This is a genomic window from Micromonospora sp. WMMD754 (genome assembly GCF_049315235.1).
Taxonomy (GTDB): Bacteria; Actinomycetota; Actinomycetes; order Mycobacteriales; family Micromonosporaceae; genus Micromonospora; species Micromonospora sediminicola.
Genome location: NZ_CP186058.1, coordinates 3,587,000 through 3,600,468, shown reverse-complemented (window position 1 = coordinate 3,600,468; position 13,469 = coordinate 3,587,000). Strand labels below are relative to the sequence as shown.

Below are 13,469 nucleotides of genomic sequence, written 5' to 3'. Positions count from 1 at the left end.
CGCTCACCGTACACCCGCCACGCCCACCAACGCGGCGGCGAGCGGCGCGGCCAGGTCACCGGCGGCCGGCGGGGCGACCGCGTCCAGGCCGAGCCAGCCGGCGAGCCGGTAGAGCTCGGCGGCGAGCGCCACCGCCGTCTCCCCCGGGTCGGCGCCCGGCTCCACCCAGGCGGCCGGCACCAGCAGCGCGCCGGCCTTCCGGTCGGCCTTGAGGTCGACCCGTGCGGTGAAGCGCTCACCCTGGCGGAACGGCAGCACGTAGTAGCCGTGGACCCGCTGCGGCGCCGGCACGTAGATCTCGATCCGGTAGGTGAAGCCGAACAGCCGCTCGGTGCGGCCCCGCTCCCAGACCAGCGGGTCGAACGGGCTGACCAGCGTGTTGCCCCGCACCCAGCGGGGCAGCCGGGCGTCGGCGTGCAGGTAGGCCGGATGCCGCCAGCCCTGGACCGTGACCGGGGTCAGCTCGCCCGCCTCGACCAGTTCGGCGACCGCGCGCCGGGCCCCGGCGACCGGCAGCCGGAAGTAGTCGCGCAGCTCCGGCTCGGCGGCGACGCCGAGCGACCGGGCCGCGATCGACACCAGGGTGCGGTGCGCGTCGGCGTCGGTGGGGGTGGGCGCGTCCAGCACGGCGGCCGGCAGCACCCGCTCGGGCAGGTCGTAGCGGCGGGCGAAGGAGTTGGTGCGGTCGGCCGCGGTGACCTCGCCGGCCCAGAAGAGAAACTCCAACGCCCGTTTCACGGCGGACCAGTTCCAGCCCCAGTTGCCGGTCTCACGCGGCGCGTCGTGCTCGATCTCGGCGGCGGTGAGCGGCCCTCGGGCGGCCACCTCGTCGCGCACCCACGCCACCAGCTCGGGCTGCTCCTCGGCGATCCGGCGCATGCCGCCCCAGGCCTCGTCGCGCGCCTTGGCCATCCGCCAGCGCAGCGCCGGGTGCAGCCGCACCGGGACCAGCGACGCCTCGTGCGCCCAGTATTCGAACAGCTCCCGCGGACGGCGGTAGGCCGCGGTGTCGAGCAGGGCGGTCGGGTAGGGCCCGAGGCGGCTGTAGAGCGGCAGGTAGTGCGCGCGTTGCAGCACGTTGACCGAGTCCATCTGGATCAGCCCGACCCGGTCGAGCACCCGGCGCAGGTGTCGTCGGGTGGGCACGCCGGCGGGCGCCGGGTCGGCGAAGCCCTGGGCGGCCAGGGCGATCCGCCGGGCCTGGGCGAGGGAGAGCGATTCCGGTACGGCCATCGTCGGCGACCCTAATCCAGCCCTCCGACATCACCCGGGAGCGGCGGCTGGACTGTTCGCCCGTCGGGGCATAGAACGGACAGGTGCTCACCATCCGCCGGGAGGAGCCGGACGACGCCGAGGCGATCGCCCGGGTGCACATCCACGGCTGGCAGACCGGCTACGCCGGGATCATGCCCGACGAGGTGCTGAACCGGCTCAACCCGCGCGCCTGGGCGCAGCGGCGTCGCGACCTCGGCACCGCCGACCCGGACCACCCGTTCACCACGCTGGTCGCCGAGGACGACGGCCTGGTCGCCGGGTTCACCACGTTCGGGCCGTACCGGAACAACCAGGACCGCGGCGACCTGGATCCGGCGCACGGCGAGCTGCTGGCGATCTACCTGGAGCCGGCGTACTGGGGTTCGGGCGTCGGTCGGACGCTGCTCACGGCGGCACGCGCCGGCCTGGCCGAGCGGGGCTGGACCGGCTACCGGCTCTGGGTGCTCGCCGACAACGCGCGGGCCCGCCGCTTCTACGAGCGGGCCGGGCACTCACCGGACGGCGAGGAGTCCGCCTATCCGGTGCCGCTGGCCGGCGGACGCACCCCGGTCCTGCTCCGCGAGCTGCGCTACACCGCCCGGCTCGACGACTGACCCCGCCGGCCCGTCGGAACGCACCGGCGTCGCCCGACGCCGGATCGGCAGGCCGAGCAGCAGCGCCAGGCTGATCCAGACGTACGTGTTGCTGCCCAGGAAGCCGTCCACCCCGGTGAAGTCCTTCTCCCAGGACCAGACGATCCGGCTGCACAGCAGCGCGTACCCGACCAGCGCGGCGGCCAGCAGCAGACGGCGGCGCCGGCCGCGCGCCGCCATGCCGTTGTCGACCAGCAGGATCAGCCCCGGCAGCAGCCAGACCAGGTGGTGCACCCAGGTCACCGGGCTGACCAGGCACATCACCGCGCCGGTCAGGGCCAGGCCGGTGGCCTCGTCGCCGGCGGCCACCGCCCGCCGGCACCGCCAACCCCAGATCACCAGCGTCACGAGTACGAGCAGCAGCCAGGCGATCGTGCTCGGGTGCTGCGGGTCCAGCCGGGCGACCACCCCACGCAGCGACTGGTTGGAGACGAAGGCCAACTCACCGACCCGGTCGGTGTTCCACAGCGCCTCGGTCCAGAACTCCCGGGAGGCGTCCGGGAACAGACCGGCCGCCACCACCGTGGCCACGGCGGCGGTGCCCACCGCGGTCGCGGCGGCCCGCCAGCGGCCGGTGACCAGCAGGTAGACGATGAAGATGCCCGGCGTCAGCTTGATCGCGGTGGCCAGTCCGATGCCCACGCCGGCCCAGCGGTTGCGCGCCGGCAGCAGCCGGAGCAGGTCCACCGCCACCAGGAAGAGCAGCAGCATGTTGACCTGGCCGAAGTTGACCGTCTCGCGCATCGGCTCGTACGCGGCGGCCAGGCAGAGCGCCACCGCCAGGGTGAACCAGCGGGTCCAGCCGGACCGGCGGGCCACCGGGTCCAGCAGCCACCAGATGACCACGGCGCTGACCAGCACCGTCGCGGTCACGCTCACCACGATCGCGGCGTTCCACGGCAGGTACGCCATGGGCAGCATGACCAGCGCGGCGAACGGCGGGTAGGTGAAGCCGTACTGGGTGCCGGCCTTGAGGAAGTCGTAGATCTCCCCGCCGTCGTGCACCCAGAAGGTCAACGCCCCGTAGTAGACGTTGAGGTCGAAGAAGCCGTGCCGCACCGCCGCCACGGAGAGGAACACGGTGACCGCCGCGGCGAGCGCCGCCACGGCGACGACCTGCGCGATCGTCCGCCCGGCACCCTGCGCCACCGTCACCCTCCTCGCCCTGCGTAGGCTCACGTGCCATGGCTGCAGGCTACGTCCGCCCCGCGCGTCCCGAGGACGTCGCCGAGATCGCACGCATCCAGCTCGCGACCTGGCGGGTCGCGTACCGCCGGATCCTGCCCCGGCACGTGCTCGACAACCTGGACGAGGCGTACCTGGCCCGGCGGTGGAGCGCGGCGGTGCAGGAGCCGCCCTCGGGCGCGCACCGGGTGCTGGTCGCCGTCGAACAGGCCGCGCAATCCTATCTGGTGGGGTTCGCCGCCTCCGGTCCGGCCGACGCCGAGGCGCTCGCCCCGGGCGAGCCGGCCGACGCCCTCGCCTCGGGCGTGGTGGCGGTGACCGACCTGCTGGTCGAGCCCCGCTGGGGCCGGCGGGGGCACGGCAGCCGGCTGCTCGCCGCCGCCGTCGAGCACTGGCGTACCGACGGCTTCACCCGGGCGGTGGCCTGGGTGTTCGACGCCGACGCGGCGACCCGGGCGTTCCTCGGCTCGACCGGCTGGGAGCCGGACGGCGCGACCCGGGCGCTCGACGTGGACGACATGCTGGTCCCCCAGCTCCGGCTGCACGTGGCCGTTCCCGACGAGGCGGCGACGGACCCGGAGGGTTCTCCCGCCGACCGATGAGTTTCCGCCCCGGCACCGGTCCGACCCTGGTAGGCACGACACAGGCCAGAGTGAGGAGCGGATCATGTTCGGCGACACGAAGGCGTTCAGCGGGTTCTCGGTGGACGACCCGGACCGGGCGCAGCGCTTCTACGCCGACGTGCTGGGGCTGCGGGTCTCCCGGGACGACGACATGGGCGGGATCCTGACGCTGCATCTGGCCGGCGACCGGCCGGTGCTCGTCTACCCGAAGCCCGACCACCGTCCGGCCAGCTACACCGTGCTCAACTTCCCCGTCGCCGACGTCGACCGGGCGGTCGACGAGCTGGTCGCGCGTGGCGTACGGCTGGAGCGGTACGACGGCATGCCGCAGGACGACAAGGGAATCATGCGCGGCAACGGGCCCACCATCGCCTGGTTCACCGATCCGGCCGGCAACGTCATGTCCCTCATCGAGGAGAGCTGAGCCGGCGCGCTGGCGGTCCCGGCACGGGGCGGGACCGCCAGCGCGGATCAGCCCTTGTCCGCGCCCTCGTTGGCGCCGCGCACGAAGTAGCGCTGGAAGATGACGAAGAGCACCGCCACCGGGATGGTGGCCAGCAGCGCCGCGCCGAGCTTCAGCGGATACTGGGTGCCCTTGCCGAGCGAGCCGCTGACCAGGTCGGCCAGCCCGCGCGGCAGCGTGAACAGGTCCGGGTCCTGGACCGACACAAGGCTGTGCGGGAACTCGTTCCAGGAGCCCTGGAACGACAGGATGGTCAGCGTGATCAGCGCCGGCCGGGCCATCGGCAGCACCACCGACCAGAACGTGCGGAAGACCCCGGCGCCGTCGATCCGGGCCGCCTCCTCGACGCTGACCGGGATCGACTCGAAGAACTGCTTCATGATGAACACGCCCGCCGCGTCGGCGAGCAGCGGCACGATCAGGCCGGCGTAACTGTCGTAGAGGCCGATCTGCTTGAGCACCAGGAACTTCGGGATCAGCAGCACCACGCCCGGCACCGCCATCACCGCGATGACGGCGGCGAACAGCCCGGCCCGGCCCCGGAACCGCAGCCGGGCCAGCGCGTAGCCGGCGAGCGAGTCGAAGAACACCCGGCCGAGCGTGACCAGCACGGTGACCAGCAGCGAGTTGCCGAGCCAGAGCGGGAAGTTGGTGCCGGAGAAGATCCGCTCGAAGCCGGCCAGCGTGAGCGGGTCGGGGAACGGCGACAGCGGGTTGGCCGCCGCGTCCGGCTCGGTCTTGAGCGAGTTGCCGAGCTGGATCACGAACGGGTAGAGGAAGACCAGCCCGAAGAAGATCAGGACCGCGTACCCGAGGACGCGGTTGACCCGGGCGCGCGTCCCGCGGTCGCCGCGGCGGGCGACGGGCGCCGGCCGGTCGGTCAGCACGGCCATGTCAGGACCCCTCCGGTACGCGTCGACGCCACCACCGGCCGCGCCGGGGACCGTCCCGGTCGGCCATCAGCCGGCGCTGGAACAGGGTGAGCAGGATGATGATCAGGAACAGCACGAACGAGATGGCCGCGCCGGAGCCGTAGTCGAAGTCCCGGAACGCGGTCCGGTACGACAGGTACGCCGGGGTGAGCGTGGTCTTGGCCGGGTCGCCCTGGCTCATCACGTACACCTGGTCGAAGACCTGCCAGGAGCCGATCAGTCCCAGGGTGACCACGAGGAACGTGGTGGGCTTGATCAGCGGCAGGGTGACGTAGCGAAAGCGCTGCCAGCGGCTGGCGCCGTCGAGCGTGCTGGCCTCGTCCAGCGCCACCGGCACGTTCTGCAGGGCGGCCAGGTACATCAGCATGAACGTGCCCGAGGTGGTCCAGATGACCAGGCAGATGATCGACGTCATGGCCACGCTCGGCCCGGAGAGCCAGTCCCACCAGGTCAGCCCGAGCGGGCCGCCGGAGGTGAGCGCGGCCGGCGGCTCGTTCATCCCGAACGCGCCGAACAGAAGGTGCAGCACGCCCCGACCGTCGGCGAACCACTCGGGGCCGTCGATGCCGAGCAGGCCGAGCAGCCGGTTGACCGCGCCGGAGTTGGCGAACAGGAAGAGGAACACCACGCTGATCGCCACCGAGCTGGTGACCGACGGGAAGTAGAAGGCGCTACGGAAGAAGCCCTTCCCCTTGAGCAGCCGGTTGTTCACCACCAGGGCGAGACCGAGGGCGAGCACGGTCTGCACCGGCACGACGATCCCGACGTAGTAGATGTTGTTGCGGATGGCGGTCATGAAGTCGCGGCGGGCGAGCCCGTCCTCGGTGAACAGCCGCGAGTAGTTGTCGCCGCCGACGAACGGCACGTCGCCGGTGAACGGGCTGCCCTGGCCGTTCCAGTCGGTGAGGCTCACCCAGAGCGCCATCAGGATCGGCAGCAGCAGGAAGAGCCCGAGGATCACGATCACCGGCGCGACGAAGAGCCAGCCGGCGAGGTTCTCGTTGCCGCGGATACCGCCGCGGCGGCGGCGCGGCGGGCCGGCCGAGGCGGTGCCCGGCGCGGCGAGCGTGTCCGTTGCCACTCCCTCTCCCTTCTCGGGGGAGGTGAAAGGAAGGGCCCCCTCTTAACACCCGTCTGTTAACAAGGGGCCCCTCCTTACACCTCAGCCGCCGAGCGCCGCCTTGGCGTTCTTGTCGAAGTTGGCCAGGATGGTCTTCGGGTCGCCGGTGGCCAGGCCCTGCAGGCCGGCCTCCAGGTCACGCAGCACGCTGTCCATCTTCGGCGCGTTCACCGGGCCCTGGGCGTACGCGACGCCGTCGATGAACGGCTTGTCGGCCGGGAAGGCGCTGGTGTACTGGCCGCTCACGGACTGGCGGGACGGCATCACGCCGAACGCCTTGGCGAACGCCATCTGCTGGTCGCCGGCGGTCATCGCCTCGACGAACTTGATCGCCTGCTCCTTGTACTTGGACTTGGCGGCGATGCCCCAGCACTGGGTGAAGGAGAGCGTGCCCTGGCCCTTGGGACCGGCCGGCAGCGGGACGACCTTGTACTTCACGTTCGGGAAGTCGTTCTGCAGGGCGCCCTTGATCCAGTTGCCCTCGATGGTCATCACGGCCTTGCCCTTGCCGAACGCCTCACCGGACCAGCCGGAGTCGAGCTGCTTGGGGAACTTCGCGTAGCCGTTGGTGAGCAGCGACTTGACGTACTGGAGGGCCTGGAGGTTCTCCGGGGTGTCCGCGGTCGGCTGCTTGCCGTCGGCGCTCATCAACCAGCCGCCGTTCTGCACCAGGAACGCGCCGATGCGGTCCCGGGTGTCGCCGAGCGCGAGCGCCACCTGGCCCTTCGCCTTGATCTTCTGGCTGACGGCGGTGAGCTGGTCCCAGGTCGTCGGCACGTCCGCGTCGGTCAGCCCGGCCTTGGTCCACAGGTCGGTGTTGATCTGGAGCGCCAGCGTGGAGAAGTCCTTCGGCGCGCAGTAGAGCTTGCCGTCGTAGGTGAACGCGGTGCGCAGGCTCTCGTAGAAGTCGTCGGTGTTGCTCACCTTGTCGCCGTACGGCTCGAGCGCCCCGACGCTGGCGAAGTCGGCGAACCGGGTGGCGTCGACGTAGAAGACGTCCGGCGGGGTGCCACCGGCAAGTGCCTGGCCGAGCTGCTGGGTGAGGTCCTGGGCCGGGGTGACGGTGGCGGTGTTTCCGGAGGAGCCGGCCCACTTCGCGGCGGCCTCCTGCACGGCCTTGGTCTCGGCGTCGCCGGAGGAGCCGATCAGGATCTGCAGGCTGGCCGGGCCGCTGGACTGCTTGGTGTCGCCGGCCGAGTCGTCGAAGCCGCTGCCGCAGGCGGCGGAGCCGAGCAGCGCGACGGCGGCGACGCCCGCCAGCGCGGCCCGGGTGAACGTGCGAGGTGTCATCTGATTCTCCTGGTGGGGGATGGGATCACGCCGTGTGCCGGAGCACCAGCGAGGGACTCAGCAGCAGCTGGGGGTCGCGCTGCTGCCCGTCGAGCAGCCCGGTGAGCAGCTCGACGCAGCGGGCGGCGGCCTCACCGAGCGGTTGGCTGACGCTGCTCAGCCCGACCGCGGCGGCCACCGGGGTGTCGTCGAAACCGACGACGGCGACGCCGGTCGCCGTCTCGCGCGCGGCCTGCCACGCGCCGAGCGCCAGCGAGTCGCTGGCGCAGACCACCGCGGTCGGCGGCGCGTCGAGGGCGAGCAACGCGCGCAACTCGCGCGCCCCCTCGGCGATGCCGTCCTCGGTGGCGCGGTCCACCGCGGCGCCGTCCAGGCCGACCTCCGCCATGGTGGTACGCCAGCCGGCGCGCCGGTCGTCGCCGACCCCCGAGCCGGCGGGCCAGCCGAGGAAGGCGATCCGGCGGTGGCCGGCGGCGAGCAGGTGTCGGGTGGCCTGAGCGGTGCCGGCGGCGCCGTCCACGTCGACCCAGGGGTGGGCGTCCGGTGCGTCCCAGGGCCGGCCGAAGGTCACGAACGGCACCTCGCGCTCGGCCAGCCACGCGGTACGCGGGTCGCCGTGCTTGGTGCCGGTGAGCACGAACGCGTCCAGGTCGTACGCGCCGAGCAGGGCGTCGTAGGTGGCGATCTCCTGGTCGTCGTCGCGGGCGGTGTAGAGCAGGACCCGGTAGCCGCCGGCGTCGGCGGTCTCGGTGAGGCCGTGCAGGAAGCGGTCGAGCACCGAGCCGTTGATGCCGTCCCGGGTGGGTTCGATGCGGACGGCGATGAGCCGGGACCGGCCGGTCCGCATCTGCCGGGCGGCCTGGTTGGCCCGGTAGCCGAGCGCCGCGATCGCCTCCCGCACCCGCTGCCGGGTGTCCTCGCGGACGATGTGCGGCGCGTTGAGCACGTTGGAGACGGTCTGCCGGCTGACCTGGGCGTGCCGGGCCACCGTCGCGATGGTTACCTTTTCTCCCACGAAATCCCTCTCGCCGCCTTGAACGATCCAATCCCGATGGGGCAGGATTAGAACGTTCAAAGTTTCTGGAATGTTTCGCACTTTGCACCGGCCGCGGTCATCTGTCAAGACGTCCGTCGCCACCGATCAGCACCAGGAGTCCCCTCGTGACCGAACGCCACCTCCAACCGCTGCTGCACGACCTGGTCGGCGTGGTGCACGCCCCCACGAGCGCGCTCGGCGACGCGGCCGGTCAGCTCCGGCCGCACGGCGTCCAGGGCGTCTTCCACGCCGACGCCCGGGTGCTCTCCCGCGCCGAGCTGCGCCTCGACGACCGCGAGCCGGAGTCGATCGGCGGCGGCGCGGTCGGCCCGCACGGCGCCCGCTTCGTCGGCCTGGCCCGCTGGCTCGGCGACCCCACCCCCGACCCCACCGTCCGGGTCGACCGCATCCGGCAGGCCGGCGCGCGCGGTCTGACCGAGGAGATCGTCGTGACGTCCACCGCCGCCGAGCCGGTGCGCACCACGGTCACCGTCGACCTGGCCTGCGACCTCGCCCCGGTCGAGCAGGTCAAGGCCGGCCACGCCGGCCGGCCGCTGGAGGCCAAGGCCGGGGAGCCGGGCCGGGTGCAGTGGGCCGCCGACGGCCTCACCGTGACCGTGACCGGCGCGGACGCCACCGTGGACGCCGCCGGCGAACACGCCGTCGCGCCGCGCCTGAGCTGGCCGGTCACCGTCGACCCGGGCGCCTCGGTCACGCTGCGCTGGCGGCTCGACGTCGCCGACCCACGGGCCGTGGTGAGCGCCGCGCCGGCCGCCGCGAGCTGGGCCGAGCCACGGGTCGACGCCGACGACCGCCGCCTGCTGCGGCTGCTCGACCGGTCCCTGGCCGACCTGCGCGGGCTGCGGCTGGCCGAGCCGGCGCACCCGGAGGACGTCTTCCTCGGCGCCGGCGTGCCCTGGTTCCTCACCCTGTTCGGCCGGGACAGCCTCTGGGCCGCCCGGATGATGCTGCCGCTCGGCACCGACCTGGCCGCCGGCACGCTGCGGGTGCTGGCCCGACGGCAGGGCACCCGGGTCGACCCGGCCACCGGCGAGCAGCCCGGCAAGATCCTGCACGAGCTGCGCCGCCACGAGCTGTCCTTCGACAACGGGATGCGGCTGCCTCCCGCCTACTACGGCACCGTCGACGCGACCATGCTCTGGGTCGGGCTGCTGCACGACGCCTGGCGCTGGGGCCTGCCCGCTGACCAGGTCGAGCCGCTGCTGCCGCATCTGGAGGCGGCGCTGCGCTGGCTCGACGAGCACGCCGACGCCGACGGCGACGGCTTCGTCGAGTACATCGACACCACCGGCCACGGCCTGGCCAACCAGGGCTGGAAGGACTCCGGCGACGCGGTGCGCTTCCGGGACGCCCGGCTGGCCGCGCCGCCGATCGTGCTGGCCGAGGTGCAGGGGTACGCGCACCAGGCCGCGACGAACGGCGCCGACCTGCTGGACGCGTTCGGCCGCCCGGGCGCGGACCGCTGGCGCGGCTACGCCGACCGGCTCGCCGAGCGGTTCCGCGCCGCGTTCTGGGTGGACGGCCGCCACGGCCCCCAGCCGGCGCTGGCGCTGGACCGGGACAAGCGCCCGGTGGACTCACTGACCAGCAACATCGGCCACCTGCTCGGCACCGGCCTGCTGTCGGACGCCGAGTCGGCACAGGTCGCGGCGCTGCTCTCCACCGAGGCGCTGGCCGGCGGCTTCGGCCTGCGCACCATGTCCACCGACGACGCCGGGTTCAGCCCGCTGTCCTACCACTGCGGGTCGATCTGGGCCCACGACACCGCGATCGTGCTCGCCGGGCTGGCCCGCGCCGGGCACCGCGCGGCCGCGCTGCGGCTCGCCGACGGTCTGCTCGCCGCCGCCGAGGCGTTCGACTACCGCCTCCCCGAGCTGTACGGCGGGGACGACCGGTCGGCCCTCGGTCGACCCGTGCCGTACCCGGCGGCCTGCCGTCCGCAGGCCTGGTCGGCGGCGGCGGCCGTGCTGCTGCTCCAGGCCGGCCTGGGCGTCTACCCGGACGTGCCGAACGGCCGCGTCGACCTGCGCCCGTTGGCCGGCCCCGAGCTGGGCGCGCTGAGCGCGGCCGGCCTGCGGATCGCCGGCTCCCCGGTCACGGTCTCGGTCGACCACACCGGCCACCCCACCCTGACCGACCTCCCCGCCACCCTGCACATCCCCACCCCCCGATCCCCCGCCGAAACCCCCCTCCCCCTCCCCCGCCCCTGACCCACCAGCAGCCTCGCCGCACCGGGCCCCGCCCCACCTCGTTGATCATGAAGTTGGCGGCAGTTCCGATCTCCCCACCGCCGCCAACTTCATGCCCGCCCGGCCCGCCGGCCCGCCGGCCCGTCCGGCGGGGAGGGGCGGCGATCAAGGGGTTTGCGTCGGGCGGGCTGGCGGGTTCTGACGCGAACTCCTTGATCACCGGCGGGAGGGCGACGGGCGGTGTGGGGTGGGGTGGGGTGGGGGAGGTCAGGGGGTGGGGAGTTCGGCCACCAGTTCGTCGTCCTCCATGTCGCCGGTGGGGTGGAAGCCCAGGGAGGTGTAGAGGGCGGCGGCGGGGGCGTTGTCCGGGTGGTAACTGAGGCGGATCGGCTGGCCGGCCTCGGCCAACCAGGCCGTGAGCGTCCGCACCGTGGCGCGGCCCAGCCCCCGGCCCTGCTCGGCGGCGTCGATCACCATGCCGCCGATCCACCGTGAGCCGTCATCGTCCACGCCCCACATGACGTGTCCCACCACGACGTCGTCGGCACACACGGCGAGCGAGTTCCACACGTCCGAGTGCATGGTGAGCAGCAAATAGCGGGCGGCCAACGCCGCGACGAAGGTGCGCTGGTCGTCACGGGGCGCCACGTCCGCCACCGCCCGCCAGTTGTCGTCGTCCACCGGCCGCAGGGTCACCCGGCGGCCGAGCCGGTCGTGCTCTCCAGAGTCGATCATGGCGGTCAGCCTAGGGTCGGTCCCACCCGCCGGCCATCGGTTTCGCCGATATCGCGCCCCGACCGGCGGCCAGTGGACCGGCGGCGGTCGACCCACCGGCCCCGGGTCGGGACGGTCAGTCGGTCGGGGCGAGTGCGGCGCGGTCGAGGTACGGTCGCGGGTCGCCGGCGCCGAGGTCGGTGACGCCGGCACTGTGCAGGGCGCCGATGGCCAGGGTGCGACGGACCGCGGCGAAAGTGATCACGTGGCCGATGGTGCCGCCCAGCGTGTGGGTGGTCGGGGGCGTGCAGGTGGTGTCGACGAAGGTGTCCGCCAGCGTACCGGCGGACAGGGTCGTGGCCACGAAGGCCCGCCAGTCACGGCCGGCCACCGCGTGCCGGGCGGCCAGCCCGGTCATCGACCGGTCGCTCTCGTCGGGCCACTCGCCGCCGCGCAGCGCCGCGAGCCAGTGCTCCTCCTGGGTGACCATCGCGTTGATCAGGGAGCGGAGCGTCGGCTGCTCGTCGATCGTCTCCACGGACACGGTGACGGGGCGGTCGAGCACCCGGTCGTCCAGGCGGCCGGCGCGGTCGATGATGGCGCCGAGTGTCTCGACGTGGTGGTCGACCAGGTGTTGGAGCACGTTCATCGGGGTCTCCTGACGTGCCGCCGGCAGCCGCAGGCCGCCGGGCGGTTGGAAGTGGACGCCGCTGGGGCAGGGCAGCTCCAGCTCGCGGAAGGTCAGCGGTGGGCGCCGCCGGACGGCGGTCGGGGCGAGGCCGTAGGACCGCTGGAAGGCGCGGGTGAACGCCTCGTGCGAGCCGTACCCGGCCTCGACGGCGATGTCGAGGACGGTCCGGCCGCTGGTGGTGAGCCGGTGCGCCGCACGTTCCAGGAGCAGCCGGCGGCGCAGAGCGCCCGGCGGTTCCCCGGTGGCCGCGGCGACCAACCGGTCGAAGTGGAACCGGGACAGGTGAGCCCGGGCGGCCAGGCCGCCCGGGCTCGCCGCCGGATCGTCGAGCGCGGCCTGGAGGACGTCCAGGAGGCCGGTGAGTCCGTCGTTCCGGTTCATGCGCTCAGCCTGCACCCGCCGCGGGCGGCACCGCTTGATCGCCGTTGCGCACCCGCGGGCCGGGGGGGCCGACGCGGGCGCGGCGCGCGGTCAGTCGAGCAGGGCGTCCAGGCCGACGGTGAGGCCCGGCCGGCGGACCACCTCGCGTACGGCCAGCAGCACGCCGGGCATGAACGAGGCCCGGTCGTACGAGTCGTGCCGGATGGTCAGCGTCTCGCCGGTGGTGCCGAACAGCACCTCCTGGTGGGCGACCAGGCCGGTGGCGCGGACCGCGTGGACGCGTACCCCGTCGATGTCGGCGCCGCGGGCCCCGGCCACCTCGTCACGGGTGGCGTCCGGGGCCGGGCCGAGGCCGGCCTCGGCGCGGGCCGCCGCGATCAGCCGGGCGGTGTAGGTGGCGGTGCCGCTAGGCGCGTCCAGCTTGCGCGGGTGGTGCTGCTCGACGATCTCGACCGACTCGAAGTGCCGGGCGGCGCGCGCCGCGAACTGCATCATCAGGACCGCGCCGATGCCGAAGTTCGGGGCGATCACCACGCCCACCCCGGGCCGGTCGGCGAGCCAGTCGCGCACCTGCGCCAGGCGCTCCTCGGTGAAGCCGGTGGTGCCGACCACGGCGTGGATGCCGCGCTCGACGCAGAAGCGCAGGTTGTCCATGACCGCGTCGGGGGTGGTGAAGTCGACGACCACGCCGGCCCCGGCGTCCGCGACCGTGGTCAGGTCGTCACCCTGGTCGACGGCCGCGACCAGGTCCAGGTCGGGGGCGGCCTCGACCGCCTTGCAGACCTCCATGCCCATCCGGCCCCGGGCACCCAGCACGCCGACCCGGGCCGCCTCGGCCGGGCCCTTCTCCCGCACGTCAGTCACGGGGCACAACCTATCCCAATCGGGACGCGGGCCACGCCGCGGACCGACAAGCG

13 protein-coding genes are annotated in these 13,469 nt (G+C 73.4%); 4 read left to right on the top strand and 9 right to left on the bottom strand.

Annotation, left to right across the window (positions count from 1 at the left end):
• Window positions 1–3: 3 nt before the first annotated feature.
• The gene (locus tag ACN27B_RS17520; protein ID WP_099162056.1) at window positions 4–1,233 is read right to left on the bottom strand and encodes a winged helix-turn-helix domain-containing protein; all 1,230 of its coding nucleotides are present in this window, start codon (window positions 1,231–1,233) and stop codon (window positions 4–6) included.
• A gap of 83 nt (window positions 1,234–1,316) precedes the next feature.
• On the opposite strand from ACN27B_RS17520, the gene ACN27B_RS17515 reads away from it, so the two are divergent.
• A complete protein-coding gene (locus ACN27B_RS17515; protein WP_099162057.1) occupies window positions 1,317–1,868 on the top strand; it encodes a GNAT family N-acetyltransferase in 552 nt (183 codons plus the stop codon).
• Here ACN27B_RS17515 and ACN27B_RS17510 read toward each other — a convergent pair.
• A complete protein-coding gene (locus ACN27B_RS17510) occupies window positions 1,767–3,056 on the bottom strand; it encodes a glycosyltransferase family 87 protein (RefSeq protein WP_099164719.1) in 1,290 nt (429 codons plus the stop codon). The genes ACN27B_RS17515 and ACN27B_RS17510 overlap by 102 nt on opposite strands.
• A 35-nt stretch (window positions 3,057–3,091) precedes the next feature.
• Here ACN27B_RS17510 and ACN27B_RS17505 point away from each other — a divergent pair, with 35 nt between their 5' ends.
• Complete coding sequence (locus ACN27B_RS17505; RefSeq protein ID WP_422741017.1) at window positions 3,092–3,694, top strand: GNAT family N-acetyltransferase; 603 nt, start codon at window positions 3,092–3,094, stop codon at window positions 3,692–3,694.
• A gap of 64 nt (window positions 3,695–3,758) precedes the next feature.
• Window positions 3,759–4,139 carry a VOC family protein gene (locus tag ACN27B_RS17500; protein WP_422741016.1) on the top strand — a complete coding sequence of 127 codons (381 nt, stop codon included), beginning with the start codon at window positions 3,759–3,761 and terminating at the stop codon, window positions 4,137–4,139.
• 47 nt (window positions 4,140–4,186) lie between these two features.
• Here the strand turns inward: ACN27B_RS17500 and ACN27B_RS17495 are convergent, their stop codons facing one another.
• The 4 genes from ACN27B_RS17495 to ACN27B_RS17480 all read right to left on the bottom strand — a co-directional run bounded on the left by ACN27B_RS17495 (window position 4,187) and on the right by ACN27B_RS17480 (window position 8,535).
• Window positions 4,187–5,071: a carbohydrate ABC transporter permease gene (locus ACN27B_RS17495; RefSeq protein WP_091579895.1), complete on the bottom strand. Its 885-nt coding sequence runs from the start codon at window positions 5,069–5,071 to the stop codon at window positions 4,187–4,189.
• A gap of 1 nt (window position 5,072) precedes the next feature.
• On the bottom strand, window positions 5,073–6,191 hold the full coding sequence (locus tag ACN27B_RS17490) for a carbohydrate ABC transporter permease (RefSeq protein WP_099162060.1): 1,119 nt from the start codon (window positions 6,189–6,191) through the stop codon (window positions 5,073–5,075).
• 81 nt (window positions 6,192–6,272) lie between these two features.
• Complete coding sequence (locus tag ACN27B_RS17485) at window positions 6,273–7,520, bottom strand: sugar ABC transporter substrate-binding protein (RefSeq protein WP_355521659.1); 1,248 nt, start codon at window positions 7,518–7,520, stop codon at window positions 6,273–6,275.
• Window positions 7,521–7,545: 25 nt separating this feature from the next.
• Window positions 7,546–8,535, bottom strand: a complete 990-nt coding sequence (locus tag ACN27B_RS17480; RefSeq protein ID WP_422741015.1) for a LacI family DNA-binding transcriptional regulator — start codon at window positions 8,533–8,535, stop codon at window positions 7,546–7,548.
• Between the two features lie 146 nt (window positions 8,536–8,681).
• Here ACN27B_RS17480 and ACN27B_RS17475 point away from each other — a divergent pair, with 146 nt between their 5' ends.
• The gene (locus tag ACN27B_RS17475) at window positions 8,682–10,787 is read left to right on the top strand and encodes a glycogen debranching N-terminal domain-containing protein (protein ID WP_422741014.1); all 2,106 of its coding nucleotides are present in this window, start codon (window positions 8,682–8,684) and stop codon (window positions 10,785–10,787) included.
• Window positions 10,788–11,033: 246 nt separating this feature from the next.
• Here the strand turns inward: ACN27B_RS17475 and ACN27B_RS17470 are convergent, their stop codons facing one another.
• From ACN27B_RS17470 to dapB, 3 genes are all read right to left on the bottom strand, one after another.
• On the bottom strand, window positions 11,034–11,501 hold the full coding sequence (locus tag ACN27B_RS17470; RefSeq protein WP_099162064.1) for a GNAT family N-acetyltransferase: 468 nt from the start codon (window positions 11,499–11,501) through the stop codon (window positions 11,034–11,036).
• A 115-nt stretch (window positions 11,502–11,616) separates the two neighbouring features.
• The gene (locus tag ACN27B_RS17465; protein WP_099162065.1) at window positions 11,617–12,552 is read right to left on the bottom strand and encodes a helix-turn-helix domain-containing protein; all 936 of its coding nucleotides are present in this window, start codon (window positions 12,550–12,552) and stop codon (window positions 11,617–11,619) included.
• A 90-nt stretch (window positions 12,553–12,642) separates the two neighbouring features.
• Entirely contained in the window at window positions 12,643–13,416 is a 774-nt protein-coding gene (dapB, locus tag ACN27B_RS17460; RefSeq protein WP_422741013.1) for a 4-hydroxy-tetrahydrodipicolinate reductase, read from the bottom strand.
• Window positions 13,417–13,469: the final 53 nt, after the last annotated feature.